General features: G+C 39.2%; 24 protein-coding genes. 9 read left to right on the forward strand and 15 right to left on the reverse strand.

Annotation, left to right across the window (positions count from 1 at the left end):
- Positions 1-157: 157 nt before the first annotated feature.
- Together BOD01S_RS11370 and BOD01S_RS11375 are read right to left on the reverse strand one after the other, a co-directional pair.
- On the reverse strand, positions 158-949 hold the full coding sequence (locus BOD01S_RS11370; protein ID WP_052124807.1) for a permease prefix domain 1-containing protein: 792 nt from the start codon (positions 947-949) through the stop codon (positions 158-160).
- Positions 936-1,286, reverse strand: coding sequence for a PadR family transcriptional regulator (locus BOD01S_RS11375; protein WP_036153821.1), 351 nt, complete (start codon positions 1,284-1,286; stop codon positions 936-938). The genes BOD01S_RS11370 and BOD01S_RS11375 overlap by 14 nt, the downstream gene beginning before the upstream one ends.
- Before the next feature lie 261 nt (positions 1,287-1,547).
- On the opposite strand from BOD01S_RS11375, the gene BOD01S_RS11380 reads away from it, so the two are divergent.
- The 5 genes from BOD01S_RS11380 to BOD01S_RS11400 all read left to right on the forward strand — a co-directional run bounded on the left by BOD01S_RS11380 (position 1,548) and on the right by BOD01S_RS11400 (position 4,888).
- Complete coding sequence (locus BOD01S_RS11380; protein ID WP_036153818.1) at positions 1,548-1,880, forward strand: hypothetical protein; 333 nt, start codon at positions 1,548-1,550, stop codon at positions 1,878-1,880.
- A gap of 15 nt (positions 1,881-1,895) precedes the next feature.
- On the forward strand, positions 1,896-2,294 hold the full coding sequence (locus BOD01S_RS11385; RefSeq protein ID WP_036153815.1) for a DUF350 domain-containing protein: 399 nt from the start codon (positions 1,896-1,898) through the stop codon (positions 2,292-2,294).
- Positions 2,295-2,435: 141 nt separating this feature from the next.
- Positions 2,436-2,768 (forward strand): RNA helicase, encoded by a 333-nt coding sequence (locus BOD01S_RS11390; RefSeq protein WP_233153135.1) that lies wholly within the window; start codon positions 2,436-2,438, stop codon positions 2,766-2,768.
- A gap of 8 nt (positions 2,769-2,776) precedes the next feature.
- A complete protein-coding gene (locus BOD01S_RS11395; protein WP_036153811.1) occupies positions 2,777-4,024 on the forward strand; it encodes a glutathionylspermidine synthase family protein in 1,248 nt (415 codons plus the stop codon).
- A 261-nt stretch (positions 4,025-4,285) separates the two neighbouring features.
- Positions 4,286-4,888 (forward strand): hypothetical protein, encoded by a 603-nt coding sequence (locus BOD01S_RS11400; protein ID WP_036153809.1) that lies wholly within the window; start codon positions 4,286-4,288, stop codon positions 4,886-4,888.
- A gap of 150 nt (positions 4,889-5,038) precedes the next feature.
- On the opposite strand, the gene BOD01S_RS11405 is transcribed toward BOD01S_RS11400, so the two are convergent.
- The gene (locus BOD01S_RS11405) at positions 5,039-5,785 is read right to left on the reverse strand and encodes an SDR family NAD(P)-dependent oxidoreductase (RefSeq protein WP_036153807.1); all 747 of its coding nucleotides are present in this window, start codon (positions 5,783-5,785) and stop codon (positions 5,039-5,041) included.
- 155 nt (positions 5,786-5,940) lie between these two features.
- Between BOD01S_RS11405 and BOD01S_RS11410 the strand changes: the two genes are divergently transcribed.
- On the forward strand, positions 5,941-6,489 hold the full coding sequence (locus tag BOD01S_RS11410) for a TetR/AcrR family transcriptional regulator (RefSeq protein WP_052124806.1): 549 nt from the start codon (positions 5,941-5,943) through the stop codon (positions 6,487-6,489).
- 119 nt (positions 6,490-6,608) lie between these two features.
- Here the strand turns inward: BOD01S_RS11410 and BOD01S_RS11415 are convergent, their stop codons facing one another.
- The gene (locus tag BOD01S_RS11415) at positions 6,609-7,649 is read right to left on the reverse strand and encodes a DUF4179 domain-containing protein (RefSeq protein WP_036153805.1); all 1,041 of its coding nucleotides are present in this window, start codon (positions 7,647-7,649) and stop codon (positions 6,609-6,611) included.
- Complete coding sequence (locus tag BOD01S_RS11420; RefSeq protein ID WP_036153803.1) at positions 7,646-8,206, reverse strand: sigma-70 family RNA polymerase sigma factor; 561 nt, start codon at positions 8,204-8,206, stop codon at positions 7,646-7,648. Before BOD01S_RS11420 ends, BOD01S_RS11415 begins: the two co-directional genes overlap by 4 nt.
- A 197-nt stretch (positions 8,207-8,403) precedes the next feature.
- Between BOD01S_RS11420 and BOD01S_RS11425 the strand changes: the two genes are divergently transcribed.
- Positions 8,404-8,946, forward strand: a complete 543-nt coding sequence (locus BOD01S_RS11425) for a DUF5412 family protein (protein ID WP_052124805.1) — start codon at positions 8,404-8,406, stop codon at positions 8,944-8,946.
- A gap of 406 nt (positions 8,947-9,352) precedes the next feature.
- Here BOD01S_RS11425 and BOD01S_RS11430 read toward each other — a convergent pair whose 3' ends face one another.
- From BOD01S_RS11430 to BOD01S_RS11440, 3 genes are all read right to left on the reverse strand, one after another.
- Positions 9,353-10,576 (reverse strand): erythromycin esterase family protein, encoded by a 1,224-nt coding sequence (locus BOD01S_RS11430; RefSeq protein ID WP_244887307.1) that lies wholly within the window; start codon positions 10,574-10,576, stop codon positions 9,353-9,355.
- A 67-nt stretch (positions 10,577-10,643) separates the two neighbouring features.
- The gene (locus BOD01S_RS11435; RefSeq protein ID WP_036153801.1) at positions 10,644-11,213 is read right to left on the reverse strand and encodes a DUF2812 domain-containing protein; all 570 of its coding nucleotides are present in this window, start codon (positions 11,211-11,213) and stop codon (positions 10,644-10,646) included.
- Positions 11,200-11,517: a PadR family transcriptional regulator gene (locus BOD01S_RS11440; RefSeq protein ID WP_036153799.1), complete on the reverse strand. Its 318-nt coding sequence runs from the start codon at positions 11,515-11,517 to the stop codon at positions 11,200-11,202. Before BOD01S_RS11440 ends, BOD01S_RS11435 begins: the two co-directional genes overlap by 14 nt.
- Before the next feature lie 1,265 nt (positions 11,518-12,782).
- On the opposite strand from BOD01S_RS11440, the gene BOD01S_RS22545 reads away from it, so the two are divergent.
- Positions 12,783-12,935, forward strand: a complete 153-nt coding sequence (locus BOD01S_RS22545) for a YrzI family small protein (protein ID WP_081977928.1) — start codon at positions 12,783-12,785, stop codon at positions 12,933-12,935.
- A 1,183-nt stretch (positions 12,936-14,118) separates the two neighbouring features.
- On the opposite strand, the gene BOD01S_RS11445 is transcribed toward BOD01S_RS22545, so the two are convergent.
- The 3 genes from BOD01S_RS11445 to BOD01S_RS11450 form a co-directional block, all read right to left on the reverse strand.
- The gene (locus BOD01S_RS11445) at positions 14,119-14,607 is read right to left on the reverse strand and encodes a YndM family protein (protein ID WP_052124803.1); all 489 of its coding nucleotides are present in this window, start codon (positions 14,605-14,607) and stop codon (positions 14,119-14,121) included.
- A 117-nt stretch (positions 14,608-14,724) separates the two neighbouring features.
- A complete protein-coding gene (locus BOD01S_RS23290; protein ID WP_169745608.1) occupies positions 14,725-14,892 on the reverse strand; it encodes a hypothetical protein in 168 nt (55 codons plus the stop codon).
- Between the two features lie 63 nt (positions 14,893-14,955).
- Positions 14,956-15,600: an SDR family oxidoreductase gene (locus BOD01S_RS11450; protein ID WP_036154088.1), complete on the reverse strand. Its 645-nt coding sequence runs from the start codon at positions 15,598-15,600 to the stop codon at positions 14,956-14,958.
- Between the two features lie 311 nt (positions 15,601-15,911).
- Between BOD01S_RS11450 and BOD01S_RS11455 the strand changes: the two genes are divergently transcribed.
- Positions 15,912-16,790: an aminoglycoside phosphotransferase family protein gene (locus tag BOD01S_RS11455; protein WP_036153795.1), complete on the forward strand. Its 879-nt coding sequence runs from the start codon at positions 15,912-15,914 to the stop codon at positions 16,788-16,790.
- Positions 16,791-16,878: 88 nt separating this feature from the next.
- Here the strand turns inward: BOD01S_RS11455 and BOD01S_RS11460 are convergent, their stop codons facing one another.
- From BOD01S_RS11460 to BOD01S_RS11475, 4 genes are all read right to left on the reverse strand, one after another.
- The gene (locus BOD01S_RS11460) at positions 16,879-17,295 is read right to left on the reverse strand and encodes a DUF4279 domain-containing protein (protein WP_052124802.1); all 417 of its coding nucleotides are present in this window, start codon (positions 17,293-17,295) and stop codon (positions 16,879-16,881) included.
- Between the two features lie 30 nt (positions 17,296-17,325).
- A complete protein-coding gene (locus tag BOD01S_RS11465; protein ID WP_036153792.1) occupies positions 17,326-17,883 on the reverse strand; it encodes a cysteine hydrolase family protein in 558 nt (185 codons plus the stop codon).
- 99 nt (positions 17,884-17,982) lie between these two features.
- Entirely contained in the window at positions 17,983-18,447 is a 465-nt protein-coding gene (locus BOD01S_RS11470) for an NUDIX domain-containing protein (protein WP_036153790.1), read from the reverse strand.
- A gap of 69 nt (positions 18,448-18,516) precedes the next feature.
- On the reverse strand, positions 18,517-18,951 hold the full coding sequence (locus BOD01S_RS11475) for a hypothetical protein (RefSeq protein WP_036153787.1): 435 nt from the start codon (positions 18,949-18,951) through the stop codon (positions 18,517-18,519).
- Positions 18,952-18,973 lie beyond the last annotated feature (22 nt).

Genomic DNA, 18,973 nt, shown 5'->3' on the forward strand with positions numbered 1-18,973 from the left:
AAATATACTTGAAGAATAACTCCCAACAAATATGTAATAAGAGAAAGACAAGAAAATAGAGTACTTTATATGGAATTCCCCTTCCAAATCAACAAGCTACAGCTCGTTTTGTACATTTTCGCTAATGGATGGTATTTCCCTATAGGATATATTTTCTTTAACGTCTCCGCGACACCACATACAGCAGATAGCCGAGTACGTTGAACACGCTAAACAGAATCACCCAGCCGAAATGCAGTCTTTTTTGATGGTAGGTATTTACAATAGCCCAAATAGCAAATAATACCCAATAGGCGCCAATGCTGAACAGCAGAATCAGCAAAGCACCACTGCCGTATCCTTTCCATTCGGTTTGTACATTCCAAATATCATTACTATAGTTATGTGAGTTGTATTCAAGGAAGCCGATATTATTCCAAAATGAAAACAGATTTGCCTCCCGGTAACTATAGATGGGTTCATTGATTACTCCAGATTTTAGAAGCGCATCCGCTTTATAAAGATTAATGCCTATAATCCGTTTATCGTTATCTACAATCTTTTCAATATCCTGTACTACTTGTGCAGGTACTATTTCACTATTTCCTAAAGATTCAAGGATTCCTGCAGCGGGCAGGCTGTTTTCCTCCGCTTTATTCATTTCAGCCGAAAGTGTAAAGGCGCTCATGACACAGACCACAAAGAAAAATACCGCCGCATACAACACTTTCTTGGCGAACAACTTTTGAATCGTGAACATTTCCCTCACGGCCGTCCGAAGCTCTGTTTCCCCGCCGAACCGCTCGATTGCCAGCTGAATGGCTTCCTGTTCGGATTTCCCTTCCAGCTTCAGTTCATGTACGGCCTCCAGCAAATGGCTCTTCATCTCTGTTTTCATATCCTGTACTTCTTTTTCTTTTCCGTCCATTTGCTCGTAAATCGACTCAACAAACAAATCAATTTGCTTCATTTTTATGTCCCCCTTGCAAAAACATGTCCATTAAATTTTTGACAAACTCCCATTCCTTACGTTTCTGCTCCAGCCCTGTCATACCTTCTTCTGTCAACTGGTAATACTTCCTTCTTCCGCCCGGGCCCTGCTCATCACTCCAATATGATTCGATCCAGCCGTTCTTTTCCAGCCTCTTTAACGATAAGTACAGCGTTCCTTCCTTCAGCTCGAACTGATCTCCACTCTTTTCGCGTACCATCTTGGCCAGCTCATATCCGTACATATCCCTGCTCTCTAACAGTGCAAGCAGCAGTGTATCAATATGCCCCTTTAATACCTCTTTGTTTATATCCACATTATTCCACCACCTTGTTTCCAATATAAATTATAATACCTAATAATACAAGGTACTTAATTTAATATTGTTTCAGCACAAAAGACGCTCCCGCTTGGAGATGGTTTTCCAAGAGAAACGAACTTAACCGAGCTCAGCTTGACAATGAAAGTCTTTTAGAATAATAATTTACGAGGTTCTTATTCAATAGTGAATTTCTTGAATCTTTTCTTACTAGCGTTTCGTACATTAAAACAGGAAAGGAATTGGAGGTGGATAGAAATGGAGAAAACAAAAAAATTAATGGCCGGTATATCGGCAACAGCCTTAACGTTAGGATTAGCCGGCTGTGGCTCATCGTCAAGCAGCTTACCCCCAAAACCTACAGATAAAAGCTGTAACGATTGGGATTGGTCAGATGATGAAGGCGTATGGCAATGTGATGAAAGCCATTCAGGACATTACGGATCCTACTACTACGGCGGAAGATACTATAAAAATAAAACAGCATTACATAGCAGCAGTGACTACAAAAATTATAAAAGCAGTTCCAGCTTTAAAGCGACGAAATCCAGCTCTGGGTTTGGCAGCGGCTCAAAAAGTTTCGGTGGATAAGAGAGGCGGAAAAACATGAATGTGTATGTAAATTTTTTATCATACGTAGGTGTATCAATTGGTTTATTAGTAATCGGTATGTTGCTGTTTACGTTAAGTACACCAAAAATTAAAGAGTTTCAATTAATTGCACAAAAAAATGTAGCAGCGGCTATGTTGTTAGGCGGGAAAGTAGTAGGCCTGGCAATCGTATTAGGAGCTGCTGCCGAATACTCGATCTCGTTACTGGATATGGCCATTTGGGGCGTAATCGGCATTGTGGCGCAAGTCGTTGTATCTTTCCTGGCAGAACTAATAACAATCCGCTTTAGCATTCAACAAGCGATTACAGAAGACAACCGGGCAGTCGGCACAATTTTATTATCGCTGTCACTAGCAGTCGGCTGGATTGTGGCGAAATGTTTATCTTATTAGTTTGAGGAGGAGGCAGCTCTGAAGCAGTTAATTTATTATATCGATAAAGGAAACGGGCATTTTGAGCCGTTTTATGAATATAAAGAAACGGATGTAGGCCTGGATGAATTTTATGCGCGGCAGCTTTGTACGTATTTCATCATGCGCGGTACACAATATGAGCTTATATCAAACGAGATGGAAGAGGATATGGAAGTGCTCGTACTAAAGGAAATAGGACGCAATTTATCAGGTGAGGATGAGCGCAGCTTCCGCGGCCATGGCATCCATCTCGAATTCCGAAGACCGGATGAACGTGAAAATTACCGATTGCTCTCACGTATTCCTTGCGAGACGCATTTTGAAGTGATCCGGTATTTATTAAAGGACGTTGTAGATGTGCCTGGAATTGGTCAAATGCTCGTTACTTCCACGGAAATTGATGAAGACCGCGGCGTATATGTCATTTACGTAACGGATTTGAAAGTGAGCTGAATCATTCCATGTACAAAAGCGAGCGCCAACAGTTTTATACGCAAATAGAACAGTTTTGGGCGGATTTATATGACGAGGAATATGCACTTTATGACATATATGAAGTAACCGGTGAAGAAGTCGAAAAAATCCGGCTGGCGACGGAACGTACGGGCCACATTTATTTTAAAATCGCTCATTTATTACGCAACGTACCGGATGAAACATTGCTTGAAATGGGCTATCCAGAAGAGACACTCCCTTTTCTTCGTTTAAAAACGCTGGAAGCTGAAAGTGTCATCGCACGCTTTGATTTCATTCCGTATAACGGCAGCTATAAATGTATTGAAATGAATGCAGATACACCGACGTTTATTAAGGAATTATTTTTTGTCAACGATCGTATGTGCGGCGCTTTTGGAATGAAAAGCCCTAACGCTGACACAGAGCAGCTGTTAAAAGAGGCAGTCCAGGATAGTGTGGCACAAAGCATGTCTTCACCAAAAGCACATATCGTTTTTACAGCCCACGAAGAAAACATAGAAGATTACTATACAGCGCTTTACTTAATGCAATTTGTACCCGGAGCGAAATTTACGCCGTTACATCAACTGCAAATTCTAAGAGGCGTTGGGCTGTTTGATGAGGATGGAAAGCGGATTGATATTCTGTACCGTCAAACGGTCCCGATTGAAAATGTTATTCAAGACGAAGACGAAGCACAAAATAAGATCGGCTTATGGCTGCTAGAGCTGGTTGAACAAAATTTGCTGACGATCATTAACCCGCCCTCTGCTTTTTTACTGCAGAATAAAGCGGTGCAGGCTGTCATTTGGGGCTTGCATGAGGAACGACATGCATTTTTTTCAGCTGAAGAGCATGAGTGGATTGCCCACTATTTTTTACCGACTTATTTGGAAGAAAGTCCGTTTATCGAAAAAGGGCTTCGCTATGTCAAAAAACCCGTATTCGGCCGTGAAGGTGACACGGTAGAAATTTACGAAGCAGACGGACAGCTACTAAAGGAAGATGGACAAAAATCGTATCAGCAGTATATAAAGGTGTACCAGCAATATATCGAACAGCCAAAAACAACATTCCAAAGTGAAAAAGGCAAGCAAACAGGAGAAATGCTCGTTGGCAGCTTTTTAATCAGCGGTAAACCGGGTGCTGTTGGCTTACGTATCGGTGGGATGATTACAAACAATTTATCGTATTACTTGCCGGTCGGGATAAAAAGGGCTCATTTAGAGCCTGAACTATTTATTAGCGAGTAACAAATTGGTCGTAAAACGGCAGGAGCTTGGATTGAATAATATTTTGTGATCATCTGCGTGTGGTTGTAATAAGTCAGAGGGAGAAATACCCGACCTTTTTATTAAAACCCAGCTTCGACCGGCTGGAACAGAACCCATTTAAATAATGATAGTTTAAATGGGTTCCGGTTACTTGATATGAAATACTGATATGGATAGTTTTTATGATCAAACTTTGTTCCAAAGCAATATTATAAAACATTTTATTTGAGGTGAAGAACTTTGGAATTTACAAATGAACAGCTACAAAAGATGATTTCAAAAGAGCCGATTGGCGATATGTATCCATACAGTACGAAGGACAGGGAACAAATTGAATCCTATATTCAAGAATTGGTTGATACATTAAATCGTTCCGAGACTTTAAAATGTGAAGCAATGTTTGACCATTATGGAAGCGGCTATGCATCTTATGTCGATCTTTTCTGTTATAAAAGAAATGAAAAGAGAAAGATAAAAGAGGACAATGAAGAAGTTACAATCTATTTAGAAGGGCTTGTAATTTATATAAGTAGATTAGCTCCTGTAGCGATTATTGGGCAAGATAACCTGCGTTCTAAGACTAGATTTAATACTGAGGAATTCAAAGATGGTTCATTTAGTTCATTCTGTATGATGTGTGAACCGGAAGAAATGATTGATGAATCGCCGAAATTCATGACAGATGGGTTCCTGGAAATTAAACAGAAATTGGCTGATGCAGGGTATAGCATTTTACATAAAGAGTATTTATCTCAACCACTTCCGTTCAAAACTGAAATACAAACTTCTACAGATCCTAGTGAATATAAAGTGTTTGATGCGATTTTTTATTGGATGGATTAACTAACTGTATATCAATGCAGCTTACTATATTCAATAGGAATGGTCACGCAGCCCCTTGTTTGCCCATGAATCTCTTCAAATAAGAAATCCATCTTGCCAAAGCAAGATGGATTTTTAAGCCTACATATTAACAGCCGAAATAAATAGCTATTAGTTATAAATTTGTCCACCAGCACAATTGATTGTGGCGCCTGATAATAATTGCCCGTTTTTCATCGCAAAGATCATCGCTTCAGCTACTTCTTCAGCAGTTGCGGCAATATTGGGTGCGGTAGTTTCGTATATCGCCTTTCCAATTTCCTCATTCAACGTTACGGCTGCATTCGCCGAGATATTTGTTTTCATGTTATTTGGAGCAACACCTACAGCAAAGATTTGTTTGCTTTGATAATCCTGTCCGATGGATTTTGTTAATCCAATGACAGCATGCTTTGTTGCTGCGTAAATGCCGTTATAGGCTGTTGGTTTAAATGAGTTAGAAGAAACAGTATTGACGATTGTCCCCCCGCCGTTTTCCAGCATAACAGGAATTACATATTTCAATCCTAAAAAAGCACCTTTTACATTGATATTCATAATACGATCATATTCGGTTACATCATATTCATGGATGAGGCGGAACGGCACCATAATGCCTGCGTTGTTCAAGAAGTAATTAATTGTTCCGAATGTTTCTACAGCTCTTGTTACATAGTTTTTTACATCTTCTTCATTGGATACATCGGCTTTTACGAACATAGCCTCCGCTCCCAATTCCTTCACCAATTCTGTTGTTTTAATGCCTTCCTCTTCATTGAAATCGACGATAACTAAATGATATTGTTCTTTCGCTAATTTTAATGCGGTAGCACGGCCAAGGCCTGTTGCCGCTCCTGTAATCACCACTACTTTACTCATGGTCATTTCCACCCTTCAATCAATTTGGCTGTTAACCAACAGCTGTATGTTAAAATTATAAAAAATGAAATAGGAAGAATGGAACGACAACCTAAAACGACTTGTTGGTTATCCAACAGGTAAATAATATTTGTTGTATAAATGGAGGGAGAACGTTGAATGAACAAGATCTTCGGGTCATCAAAACAAAAAAAGTATTATTTCACTCCTTAGTAGAACTATTAAAGACGGAGCATTTCCATGAAATTACGGTAACGAAAATATGTAAAAGTGCCCAAGTAAACCGCTCTACTTTTTATGCCCATTATGCAAATATAGACGAGCTGTTTGAACAATATTTTAATGAGATTATGAGCGACCTGGAAGAAGATTATGAAGGGATTTTAGAGCAGCTCAACAGGCGGGAGAAAGAAAGCATGGTACCTTTATACGAGCATATTCTGGACAACCGCTCATTTTACGATATGCTGCTGTCCGAAAACGCTCCGCTGAAATATGTGTCTGCCTTTAATCAATTATTAATTCGCTTTCCAAAAGAAATCATTGACCAAAATGTACGTGAGGGAACAGATTTAGAGTTATATTATGCCTTTTGTACGAGTGCTACAATGGGAATCATCTATCATTGGAAAAACTCTAATTATGCAAAATCGCCACTAGAAATGGGCATTCAGACAATGAATTTTTTCACGCGTGATCTATAATAAAGTATGGTGACATAAAAAACCCTCTAGAATAGATTTTCCACGCAACCATTCTAGAGGGCATTTTTCATTATGTGTGCCTTTCTATGATTAATTTGTGATAACCATATATAAGCCTTCTATTTATTCAATTGCACTTCAATCGGATCCATCATTAATTCCTCATGCCCTTTTCCGTACATTAGACTCAGGATCGTGGTCGGCTGGATAATGAGCTTCGTTGCCTTTTCATCGATCGTTCCGATAGTTGTTGTCCATTTATACGTCATTCCCGCATCATACGAAACACCGCCGCCCCCGCTGCCGGATTCATAAATATTCCCTAAATCGTCCGTTATTTCAAATATTGGCGAAACATCTGGCCACTTTTTGGCAACTGCTTTATCGATTGTCTGTTCGAATTGCAGAACGGTCGATATATCCGTCTTTTCAACCGATTGCAGCAGCAATGTCACGCCTTCTTTTGAAGTGGATTCATTCACCAGCTGCATCTCTCCGTCAATCCGTCCTAAAGAGAATTCAAATGACCAATCGCCCTCTATCACAGTTTCACCCGATTCATTTTCAAATGCTGTCGGCTCCCACGTAACATGAACCGTTTCTGGGGCGTCTTTTCCTTTTTCAAAATGTGGAGTGAACGTTGTTACCCCTACATAACGAGTATCGCTGATTTGTCTGAGAAATACACCATCTCCCCCTGAACCGCTAGCCTCCTTCACATCAAACCAGTATGGTGCTTTGCCCTGTAACCCCTGTCCTACATCCTGATCCGTCTGGATGGCATAAGAAACCTTGATCGATGTACCGTCATATACCGCATTATCGATCATTACCGTTGTTCCGTTGCTCGTATCAGCAAGCCCAATAGCAGTCGAAAATTCATCAAAATGTGCATACTGCTTGTCGTCATCCTGGAAATAGCTCATTACATCCGACATAAACGGAATCTGGGAAGCGACTGATGGAAAAGCAGCGCCCATCATAACCGATCCGCCGAGTAAAACAATAGCTGCAGCAGCTGCATTCCGCCATACCGGTGATTTTCTGCGTTTCCCCTGCCTTATCACATGCTGCTTCACTTTTTTCTTATCAAACGGAGAGACCTCTACCGGTTCAATGCTGTCAATATCCAGCTCCGCCCATTCTTTATATTTCGTCATACGAATCGCTCCTTTAGTTGTATCGTTGCCGCCAGCTTTTTCTTCCCCCTGTACAGCCGGTTATCAACGGCTGCTTTCGTAAGGCCGAGCGCGTCGGCAATTTCACTATTTGATAGTTCCATAAAATATTTCATCATAAAAATGTCACGGTCGATCACGTCAAGTTGGCCTATCGCAAAAAGCAACTCGTTCTTTTCCTCTGTTCCGAGCACCTGCTGCTGCAGATCCTGACCTGTTTTTACGGTTTCCAGTGCGACCGGACCTTCCTCACGTTCATGCTGCTTTTCCAGCTGCCGGTACAGGTCGATTGCCTTATATTTCGTGATCATCCCGATCCATTTTTTAAAGTCCGCAGCATCCCCCTCAAACTGGTGGGCATTTTGCCAGACAGATAAAAATACGTCGTTCACACACTCATCTACTGCATTACTATGTTGGTAAGATAATATTTTAATCGCGATCGCCTTCACAAAGGGCATATATTCATCAATGACATACTCAAGCGCATCTTCCTTATGCTTTTTGAGCCGGATGATAAATTGATTTGGATTCCTCATATTCATAGCTCCTTTTAAGATTGAAAAAGCTTTTTCACTTACTACAACGAATGATCCATAAAAGTATTCTCATATTTTTTTGAAAACTTTTTTTAATGTGCATAGAGCATGTCTTCTCGGCAACACCGGAACTAACTAAAAAACTCAACGTCTTCTGTTAATAATACAGAAAGTTCCAGCAGAAAGGAGGTGCTGACTTGAAATTGATTTGGTGGGCACTCGGCTTATTTGTCGGCACTATTTTATACGGGGCGCTTAGCTGCTGGCTGCTCTTCACAACGTTATGGGATATTACATCGGCTCTTTTACTGTTCGTTCTCTCAGCAGCTGCTTTTTTATTAGCGATAATAGGCTATCGCAATTTCCGAAGTATCTTTGGGAAAATAGGCGGCTGGCTGCTTGGCACTGGTTCTTTTTTGCTGGCTGGCTTTTTCCTCCTGTTCTTATTGCTGAAACCTGTCGCCCTGACACTTGGCGGAGTAAAACATATTACAGCAAGCGAATCACCAGATGGGTATTATACAGTGAACTTTATATATTTTGATGCAGGCGCAACAGGGACATTTGGTATTCGTGGTGAGCTGGACGGGCCGCTTTGGTTCACTAAACGTGTTTATTACGAACAGCGCGTTACAGAAGTGGATGTCATATGGAAGAATGACAATACGATCGTGATCAATGGGCATAGTATGAACCTTCAAAAGGGGGAGGTATTTGGCACAGCACAGGAAAATGAATGAAGATGTCAAAAATATAACTTCTGTATGAGCGAAAAGATCAGGAGAGCCAAACGGAAAGATTACCATATGCAGGTATGGAAATGAAGCTGAATGTTTTATCAGTTGAAGGAGCCCCGACGCATTCAGCTCTACTATATACCGATTACAGCTTTCAATTCAGCGGACCCTCTGTCACTTCAGGAGTTTTGTTGCACCTGTTTTAAGTGCTCTTTTGTATTTTTAGTACACTTAAAAAGCCCAATTTCTCAATATTAAATTAAGAAATTGGACTTTTATCATTACTGCGGAACGGTGCCCTATAATGGGATGGCTTTATACTGCACCTTCAAAAATATACAATTTTAGCTAATGTATATTTTACTTAACTATGAACCTATTTTGAAGAATGGCAATAAACTAGTTTGTTTTAATCAATCACATCTGTTGGTGTTGCCTCTTTTACAATAATTATGCCGTCATATGCCTTGTTGGGTACCATTTCAATTGTATAAAACATTTTAAATAGCCTTTGCCAAGAACGAAAGTCGTCACCTACATTTACCATTTTTTGTTCACTTTTTATAACGTCCAATAATTGCTTTGACTCACTGGCTTTTTCAAAATTAACATAAAAGATATTTGGCTCTACTTCACTAAATGCATCGACTAAATCATTATGATTCTTTATCTTATAGTCCTCTCTTTTATCAGATCCGCGGTTTAATGCTTGAAATTCACTATTCATTAAGTCGGTGCCAATTGCAAAATACTTGGCCCCATATAGCTCATCTAAATAATTCCCCATCGATTTATAACCAGCTAATGAGGCGGACGTTTTTTCGATATGTCCATTATGGCCGGAGAAGAGCACTTTATCATGACCACGGGCTGCTTCAAACTCAACAATCCATTGCAAATTGTCAGCTAAATACTGATCACGAAGCTGTTGATAGTCCCCTTCATTTAAAAATAGCTCTGTTCGTTGCTTCATAAGCTGTGCGTATTGGAAAGCAAAGGCAAATGTATCCGATGATGAATGTTTCGTATAAGCTGCTTCATTTGATTGCAGATCAAACATGATATTATCGAGCACTTCATTAATTTTTTTTACCTGCTTCGTTGATAACGATCTCATTGTATTATTTGAAGCATGTTCCAGTTGGACTGCATATTTTCGTCCTGCTTCCTTGTTAACAACTTCATAATAGTCAAGTAGACCTTTTTTACTGTAATCATACCGCTGCATATCATTTCCGTAAAAATATATTTTCTCATCATCACTGGCCGCAGCGTTATAATCATGCATCCATTGAACAAAATCGATCATTTGCTCCGTTTTATAGATGCTGTAATCAAGTGCGCCCAAGGCTTCTTCTGCAGTACCCTCTCCACCTGAAATAAACTGATTAATTTCCTGTCCGCCTCCAAAATCCCCTTCAATTACAAACACACGGACCTGCTCATTGTTTCTGATGAATGCTTCAAATATATCTTTTTTCAACTTCTGAAGTTCTACATTCCCATGTGTTGCCTCTCCTAAGCCAATTACCTTTACATCATCCGGAATATTAATTTTTTCAATAGACGAAATATATTTTTCTGCCTCATCAACCACTCCATCATTCTTACTGCAACCTGATAAAACAATCATGAGACAAATAACAGCCAGTAGGAAAGGTTTCTTTTTAGAAAAGTGCATCTTTACATCCCTTCGCTTATTATTTTTCTTTTAACATTGAATACTTTCGTTGAGCCCTATAGTAACTGAGGCCATAGAAAACGACCATAATAGCAGGGAGTAACCTCAAAAGGGCAAACGGTGTTTCAAATAAAAGTGCCTTCCAAAATAATGAGCCTTTCATACTCCAAAGACCGTCAGTTAAATATAAACCTGAATCTTTGTAAAGCATATAAGAGACAAGCAAAAACACCATAGCTAAGCTAGATGCATAACCCATCACCCTTTTATAATAATTACTCCTGGATTGGCGGTCCGAAAAAATTTCATTTTGACCGTCATCTTCTTTTTGCCAATATTGAATTCCACCAAGCCTGGTTCCCTTTATATAATCCCAGCCGAAGTCTTCATATATCCCCTTATAATCATTGAGCTTTTCCTTTGATAAATAATCTTGATAATCCAGCCGCATCACGTATCTCTTATCTGTTTTTTCGAAAGTGTATATTCCTAACCCGCTAATATTTGTACAGCGATAGCCTTTTTGCAATTGCTCGTTCAGCCATTGCTCCTCTTTTTCGATATCGAAAAACACCTTACATTTTTTCATGCGATTCACTTCCTTCATACAGGGATAAAATATGCAATAACCTGTTTTGCTCCATTTTCAAAATGGCGCTTCCTTCCGCAGTGATCATATAAACTTTTCTTCGGCCGGACTCTCCAACAGGTTCAATCCAGCCATGTTTATTCAAGTTTTCAATCGCACCATACAATGTCCCCGCTGCTAGAATAACGGTTCCATTACTCATTTTTTCTATCTCCTGCATGACGGCGTAGCCATGGAGGGGCTCACGTAGAGCTAATAGAATGTAGTGCATCGTTTCAGACAACGGCAATAATTTATGTTTCATACTTTCACCTCATATTCAGTTCAACTATATAGTTCAACTTAATAAGAATTTAATACAGTTCAACTGAATAGTCAACAACATTTTTAAAATTCACAAAAGAAGCTTAAAGTAAAATCTTTGTAATTCAGCAAAAGTTCAATCTAAAAAAAGCCCATTTCCTTTACGTTGGGAAATCGACTTTTTGTATGGTCTTATTCAATTTGATGGACCGATTGTAAAATAAGAAAATATCTTGTCTATCTACACAGGAATTTTGATCAAACTTTTTTGAATTACCAATTTTTTTTATAATTTATCGAACTTTATTTTACATCCACACCTGAAGGAGCCAAAATATTGATGAAAGAACTAAAGAAGTATCAAGTCGAGTTTTAAGAGCCAGCCACCTTAAACTAACGGGCAGGTTAGTTAAAAATGGTGTCGTTACTATTTTGCAAGTCATTACGTCTTATAATTGAGGTGAAGTTAATGAAAATATTGCTTGTTTTAATACTCGCAATTTTACACAGCCAATTTACTGTTAAAAAATATGTTAATTGGTTTGTTAATTACATTACTTTTTGGGCTTTTCTCCCCATCGAACGAACCTGTTAACCTTAAAGGCAGCCTTTTTTCTTAAGATGTAACTTAAAAAAAAGTTTAATCAGAAACAACCCACAAACCCATATTTCAAGTTAAACTAAAAGAACCCGTTTTGAAAAAAGTTTGTTCAAAATGGGTTAATTCTTTATGAAACAATGTGTAATTTTTATAAAAAAGTTTGATCATTTCCTACTGTTGATCTTCAACTAAAACCCCCTTAAATTTAATAATTCTAAATCATTTCTGAAATTCATACCTTAATGATAATCATGTTTTTGCTTTAAATCTTCTATTTGTTCTTGCGAAAAAATCAGGTCACTTACAAGGTAAAGTAGCAAAGAACTCTTCTAGCTATTTTACAATTTTTTAAAAAAATCGTAAAAAATGTTTACAAATAATATGGAGATGGGTATACTTACACAGTAATCAAAAAATTCTTAAGGAGGTCGAATAAAATGATCGTTATCAATAAATTAATGTCACTAGTAGTTCCAACTTCAGCAAAAACGAAAATCACACATTCGACCAGATCGGAATGGATTGCTTAAAGTTTTTTATAATTAAGTATACTCATGCCGCAGGGAGAAGTGTGCCCCTGCGGTATTTTTGTGTCTTTTTAACCGTAGGAGAAGTCTCTCTACGGTTTTTCCATTTTTTAGGTTAATTTAAGGAGGTGATAATCCATGATATTAAACATTTTTTCTCTTACGATAGCTATTACAAAGCGTGAACGTGAGATTTCTTTTGAGAAAGGGCTTTATGATGAAAATGTGAAAAAAATCTTTGAAGAGCACCGAAGGAAAGTAGAAAATTACGCTCGTCTTCGTCAATATTAATTTTGTTAATTTAAATAATGAAAGGTGGGAATTGAAATGATTTATATGTTTAAAAGAAACTATGCAGTTTTATGGGTGGAGAAAGACTCCACTTAGCTAACAGAGGAAGTAATATAAAGTAGTTAGTTTTAAAATCTCCATAAAGCGAAGGGGATGTGCGAAAAGTAAATTCTTTTCACACATCCCCATATCAAGATGTTAATTAGTTGCGGTGGTCGGAGTATAGGAACGAATGCTAAAACCGTCACATCCCGTGACAACGCATTTGTGACCAGTGTCGTGCCGGCCTCCACTATCCTTGCTTTAAGAAATATTTTAAACATACAACTTGGTGTAGTTTAGGAAAATGCAGAATTCAAATATCTTTGATACCTACATTCTAAGCAGGTTATTCAAAAATAGCGCCCAATTGTTGAAGTTAGTTATTCAGCTAGAGAGTCTATCTAATGATAAAGAGCGCTCTGTTAAAATTATTCTACTAATCTAATCAAGAAAAAGATGGCTCCTTTACAATACAGAAAACCATCTTTTAGTTAATTAGTTTCCCTTAGCCACAGAACAAGTATCAGTGAAGCGTCCTGACGGGAGTTTAACTAATGTTACATGTACGTTTAGAAATTACTATAATGTAAGCAGATATACTTGCCCGTGTGGTGATTGTTATGGTAATGCTGGTACTTTCGCTTACACAGCTCATACTGTAGCTCATTAAAAATGCTAAATTTTAAAGAAATAACTTCATAAAGCAAGAAAAAGATTCGGCTACTTTCTCCTATACTATGGTCGTTATGTAGCCTAATCTATATTCTAAGAGCAAATTCTATCGAGATTATTATTTATTCGTAGATGAATATTTTTTTCTCGATATATATTTATCCCACAATCATGCCCGATTGCTGCCCAATGAACCGCGTCCTATTTTTCAATTGATAAAAACGAATCGTTTCATTGATTGCTTGATATTTCTCTTTGGATGCCTTTTTATCACGAGATGATGAAAATAGAATAACCCCGAATAGTGCACTTTTTTTAGTGCCTACTAATCGAGGTTCATTTCATGCTTCCTCAAGTTCTTCTATCCTTTTGTTTTCTTTTTATATAATGCACGATATATAAGAACTCTTCGTTTTAATAATTCCAGCTTACAACTTGACCTTAAATAAAAAAGTAGAACAGTCCTTTTTTATTTCGCAGGTCCTTCCGTTTCCTTATTGGTAACTTCACTGTTCTCTTTCTTATCCTGGTGTTCATCAAAGTCATGGGAAAATTCAGTTTGCGCAGCTCCTGTTCTGTAATTATAGACTCTATTCTTCTGCGGCTCCTGTCCTTTTTCCATCACATGATCTTTAAAATATCGATGATAAAACAATTCCCCAGCCCCAATAAAAAGGGCTGATAAAAAGGCAGCGGAAAATACGGCTAGGCTTTGGCCAAATAAAATTGCTCCTAATGCCCATACACCAAAAAAGGCAAGAAGAAAATCACCTGCCGCCGCTGTTATATTCCCAACCTTAGGCAGAACGAACACATCCCCCAAAAAAGCAACAATTGTGAGAATGGCTCCAATAAGAAGTATGTTTCCAAATGAAACTCCAAAAAATAGCCCCAATACAATCCATAACATAACGATTGTCATAGCCAGTTTAATGAAAAACGCTTTTGTATACTGCATGATAACTTCCTCCATTCTTTATTTCTTAACGTATAGACTTTCCTGCTCTTATACCTTCATACATATAAGAAATAAAGAGTTGCGGAGAAGTGATGTTTTTAAATTTCAGATTGTTCCCTAGCTTCTTTTCTTCTCTTCTTTAACCGTTAAAATCCGGGGTCCTTGTCCATATGTTAGACGTATCGTTTTCCTCGCTTCTACCGGTGTTCTTGCTACAATAGGCTTTGATTGAATTTCACCATTTACTTCGAATTCAACAAGAAAGCATTTTGCCCCGCATCTCACGTCAGTCCAAGCCTCCTTTACATCACATACAACCCTTTTACATGTTGAAAGGGCTGTAGAATATTATATATTCTTTACCGCCTCTATAATTGGCACCTCACCTGACACAAGATCAAATGATTTATTGAAGGTGCTCTCTTCATTTATAACCGCGAGAATAGTTTTCGCCACGTCTTCTCTTGGAATACTTCCTCTTTCAAGGTTTTCCGCTATAGTTACTTTAGCGGTACCAGGCTCATTCAGAAGTCCTCCAGGGCGGATGATTGTGTAGGTTAATTTGCTTTGAACGAGGATTCGGTCAGCATAATGTTTCGCAACATAGTAAGGCTTAATTTGTTCATTCCAATTTTGGCGATTGTGTGCCTGTAGCGCACTGACCATAATAAATCGTTGTGCTCCTGCATTTTCAGCTGCTTCCATTACTTTCACAGCCCCATCAAGATCAATGAGCAATGTTTTGTCATACCCAGTTTTTCCGCCTGAGCCTGCTGTAAAGACGACCGCATCACTGCCCTTTAACGCTTTTTCAAGCTCTACAACCGTTCCTTCAAGATTCCCTAGGACTGTTTCCACCCCAAAGTCTTCAAACTCCCTTGCCTGCTGCTCTGTTCGAACGAACGCAGTAACACTGTACTGATCACTCTCCTTTAACAGCTTCACCAATTGTTTGCCGATCTGTCCATTAGCTCCAACGACTAATACTTTCAATCGTATAACCCCTTTCCCTATCGTCCGTTTCATTATTCCATAGACGTTCAGTATTTTAAAAAGAAATGCTCTATCTTTCATTAATAGTAAGCCCAAATTATAAAAAATAACGCACCTTTTCATTACACATGTTAGCCAAATAAAGCATATCCAAAGAAGTCAGTTAGAAAGAGCGGAAGTAAACTCTTTTAACCTCAACCAGAGGCTCTATGATACGTCTTGAAATAATTAAAAGCAGGAAAATTCAGGTGGATGTTGAAATTCATTACTATAACGCCGCTGTATAAGAACGAAAGAAACAGGAGAACAAAATGGACCAATTAGCATACGTAATCAAGAAAATGAACCTGCATGTTTTAGCGGTGGAAGGCGTGCCTGAATCATTCAGCTCTGCTGTATACCGGTTAAAGCTTTCAAGTCAGGAGACTGTCTTTCTTAAAATCCCTTACACAACGGAGAAGCTGGTACGGGAGGCCGAGGCATTGGAGGTATTACGGGAGACTATACGAGTGCCTGATGTCCTGGACTATTGGGAAGGAGATGAAGAAATTACAGGTGCCCTGCTGCTGTCTTGCATACAAGGGCAGCCCGTTCCTAAAAAGGTAGATAACAAACTTGCTTATGATATTGGCGTAAATCACGCAACGCTGCATACCGTTACGCCTGACGTCACGAAGGAATACCGCGGGCTTTCAAATGTCTACGAGGAATGGGGGACCTTTCTGAATAAGCAATTCTATAACTTTGCGAAAGATGTAGAAGGAGCTATCCCAGCCGATTTATATGATCAAACGCTCGAATTATATGAAGCGTGGAGAAAACTGCTGCCGCCGCCTGATGGTCCGTGCTTTATTCACAGGGATTTCCGGTCGGCAAACATACTAACTAGTAATAATCAGGTATCCGGTATTATCGACTTTGAAACCGCCCGATTCGGCTCTACGGAAATCGACTTTACGAAAATCAATCGTGATATCTTTTTGCACAACCCGGGGACACGTGAAGCCTACCAGGAAGGCTACCGCTCCGTTCGGCCGCTCATCGATCTTGACATGATCCTGCCCTTTTACCGCTTTACCGATGCTTTTACTTCATTAGGCTGGTGCAGACAGCGGGGGCTTGAAAAGCATCAGGCATTTTTTGATGAGAACTTGGCTATTTTGAAAGGGCTTTTATTAGCCTTTAGATGAATTCCCCACATAGGAAAACCCCCTTGTATTTTGGATATTGATTAAAATATAAGGGGTAACCCAACTTCCATAAAAAGCAATTAGCCCTCTAATCTATTACCTTATCAATATATACGTCAATATACGCACCGATTTCATGGGCAAATGCGATGACTTCCGGCTCCACCCGCATTCCCGGTGTCTGTGCCCAATAAAATGAATAAAGAGCAAAAAATTTAGCTTCAAGCTGATATTTCGCCCTATATTTATTAATCAATGGGATATGAGGACGCAACTGTCTTATGATCGTTTCAAAGAATTCCCTGTCTTCCTCTTCCTTATAACGAATTTTCATATCCTCTGTCTGGATACTCCAAACCGTTTCAAACCGACTAAAATCGGGTTTAAATGTATCCCCTTTTTTATAGCACGTTGTCGGCTTAATCCCGATTTCTTCCGTGAACGCTTCAACAGGCCAATCGTCGCCGTATAATGTAAATTCAACTCTCACTATATCTTTTTTCATTTTGGTACCTTTTTGTCCCTTTGCAAAATGCTACCGGTAGTCGTCATGAATCGGCTCAAATAGTGCTTCCTCTGAGCTTCTCACTACAGAAAAATTGTCTACGTTGTAGTGGCCATGCAATGTTTTATTATGATGTGCGATAATCTGCTTGGCGGATAATACTGTAGAGTCAGTCGTTGAATGTCCGTTCTCTACAAGCGTCACGTCAAACCCGTTCACTGTTGCCGTCCTGACAGCCGTGTCGATACAATACTCTGTCTGGCAGCCCATTACGACAAGATGGCCCACTTCACTATTCTGTAAATAACGAAGCAGCTCCGTTCCGTAGAAGGCATTTGTCGCCTGCTTATTGAACATCGGTGCTCCCTGAGGGACATGTATGTCCCGGTGCACTTGAAAACCATCACCCTCGCCCCCTGCAACATCCACATCCCGCACGAAAAGAATCGGTATCTCTCGCTTCTCTGCTTCCTCTATCACGTTGTTAATCGTTTGGATCAGCTTCTCTTTTTCATAGACAGGCTTCTGTTCCCCCTTACCTTCTATCAATTCCTGTTGTGCATCAATAATCAGCAGCGCTTGTTTCATTTTACATCCCCTTTATTTTTCGTTAAAGCTGTGCTTCTTTTAGGCTCATTTTTACAAGATAATAAAATCATTGGAGCGAAATACCAGCTAAACAATGTATCAATTCATATCTCCCAGATAAACCGGAGATTTCACACCATTAAAGTATTCCATAATATATTTCCGTAACTCTTTAGGATATAACCTATATCGGAGCAAATCATTTACAGGCACCCATTCCATCCCAACTTGATGACTGTCAGGATTAGTAGGCTCTTTATCGTTATGTGCTTCTTCTACGATTTTACTAGTAAAATAATACTCAACTTGATGAAGATTATAATCAAACGGCCAATGTTCGTGATTTCGTCCGATATACTCCCGGATATGAAGCAGTTCGCCGACTTCTACCTGGTGGCCAATCTCCTCCACGCACTCTCTGATTAATGCTTGATGGATTGTCTCCCCGTGTTCCTGCCCACCGCCGGGGAAAAGATAAAAATAGCCATCTTTGTCTTGATTTTTTGTTAATAAAACCTTGTCCCCGCTAATAATAATGGCTTTTGCCGAATTTCTAATATGCATTTCCCTTCCTCCTCTATTTCCAGCCCCTTACTTCACTTTGCCTTCTGCTAAAAGACCCTCGCCCTTCCATCAATCAACGGAACTATCCGCTTGATATTTCATCCCGATTTGTATCACAAGAGCAATGCTGATGCAGGCAGCAAGCAGCAGTATCAACCGTTCTCCTTCATACAATTCAAACGTAAAACTTATACTAAAGAAAAAAACACAGCTGAGAGAGTTTACAGTAAATATAAACCCCCAGATAGCTGCCTTCACTTTCCGGTACATCCGATGACCAGCCAAATATCTTATATAAATAAAACAAACCAATCCGAATGCAAATAGTATAAGTAGGGACTTTCCAGTAGACGAGGCGAATGGAACCCTCTCCTCCCCCGGCATATCTACCAGAAGAAAATTTACATAATTGAGCAAGTTAAAAGTTAGGACAAATAGAAAAACATAGAGGAAGAAAACCCACTCAGCTATATAAAATACCGGAACTATTATCTTTTTAGCCATTTTCCCACCCGCCGTTTCGTTT

The organism is Lysinibacillus odysseyi 34hs-1 = NBRC 100172, from assembly GCF_001591965.1.
GTDB lineage: Bacteria > Bacillota > Bacilli > Bacillales_A > Planococcaceae > Lysinibacillus_B > Lysinibacillus_B odysseyi.

Bases quoted from the DNA above. Each gene is read 5' to 3' on its own strand.
- BOD01S_RS11370 (WP_052124807.1), bottom strand. From the start codon at position 949: ATGAAGCAAATTGATTTGTTTGTTGAGTCGATTTACGAGCAAATGGAC.
- BOD01S_RS11380 (WP_036153818.1), top strand. From the start codon at position 1,548: ATGGAGAAAACAAAAAAATTAATGGCCGGTATATCGGCAACAGCCTTA.
- BOD01S_RS11385 (WP_036153815.1), top strand. From the start codon at position 1,896: ATGAATGTGTATGTAAATTTTTTATCATACGTAGGTGTATCAATTGGT.
- BOD01S_RS11390 (WP_233153135.1), top strand. From the start codon at position 2,436: ATGCGCGGTACACAATATGAGCTTATATCAAACGAGATGGAAGAGGAT.
- BOD01S_RS11395 (WP_036153811.1), top strand. From the start codon at position 2,777: ATGTACAAAAGCGAGCGCCAACAGTTTTATACGCAAATAGAACAGTTT.
- BOD01S_RS11405 (WP_036153807.1), bottom strand. From the start codon at position 5,785: ATGAGTAAAGTAGTGGTGATTACAGGAGCGGCAACAGGCCTTGGCCGT.
- BOD01S_RS11415 (WP_036153805.1), bottom strand. From the start codon at position 7,649: ATGACGAAATATAAAGAATGGGCGGAGCTGGATATTGACAGCATTGAA.
- BOD01S_RS11420 (WP_036153803.1), bottom strand. From the start codon at position 8,206: ATGAGGAATCCAAATCAATTTATCATCCGGCTCAAAAAGCATAAGGAA.
- BOD01S_RS11430 (WP_244887307.1), bottom strand. From the start codon at position 10,576: ATGATTGTTTTATCAGGTTGCAGTAAGAATGATGGAGTGGTTGATGAG.
- BOD01S_RS11435 (WP_036153801.1), bottom strand. From the start codon at position 11,213: ATGAAAAAATGTAAGGTGTTTTTCGATATCGAAAAAGAGGAGCAATGG.
- BOD01S_RS11440 (WP_036153799.1), bottom strand. From the start codon at position 11,517: ATGAAACATAAATTATTGCCGTTGTCTGAAACGATGCACTACATTCTA.
- BOD01S_RS22545 (WP_081977928.1), top strand. From the start codon at position 12,783: ATGATATTAAACATTTTTTCTCTTACGATAGCTATTACAAAGCGTGAA.
- BOD01S_RS11445 (WP_052124803.1), bottom strand. From the start codon at position 14,607: ATGCAGTATACAAAAGCGTTTTTCATTAAACTGGCTATGACAATCGTT.
- BOD01S_RS11455 (WP_036153795.1), top strand. From the start codon at position 15,912: ATGGACCAATTAGCATACGTAATCAAGAAAATGAACCTGCATGTTTTA.
- BOD01S_RS11460 (WP_052124802.1), bottom strand. From the start codon at position 17,295: ATGAAAAAAGATATAGTGAGAGTTGAATTTACATTATACGGCGACGAT.
- BOD01S_RS11465 (WP_036153792.1), bottom strand. From the start codon at position 17,883: ATGAAACAAGCGCTGCTGATTATTGATGCACAACAGGAATTGATAGAA.
- BOD01S_RS11470 (WP_036153790.1), bottom strand. From the start codon at position 18,447: ATGCATATTAGAAATTCGGCAAAAGCCATTATTATTAGCGGGGACAAG.
- BOD01S_RS11475 (WP_036153787.1), bottom strand. From the start codon at position 18,951: ATGGCTAAAAAGATAATAGTTCCGGTATTTTATATAGCTGAGTGGGTT.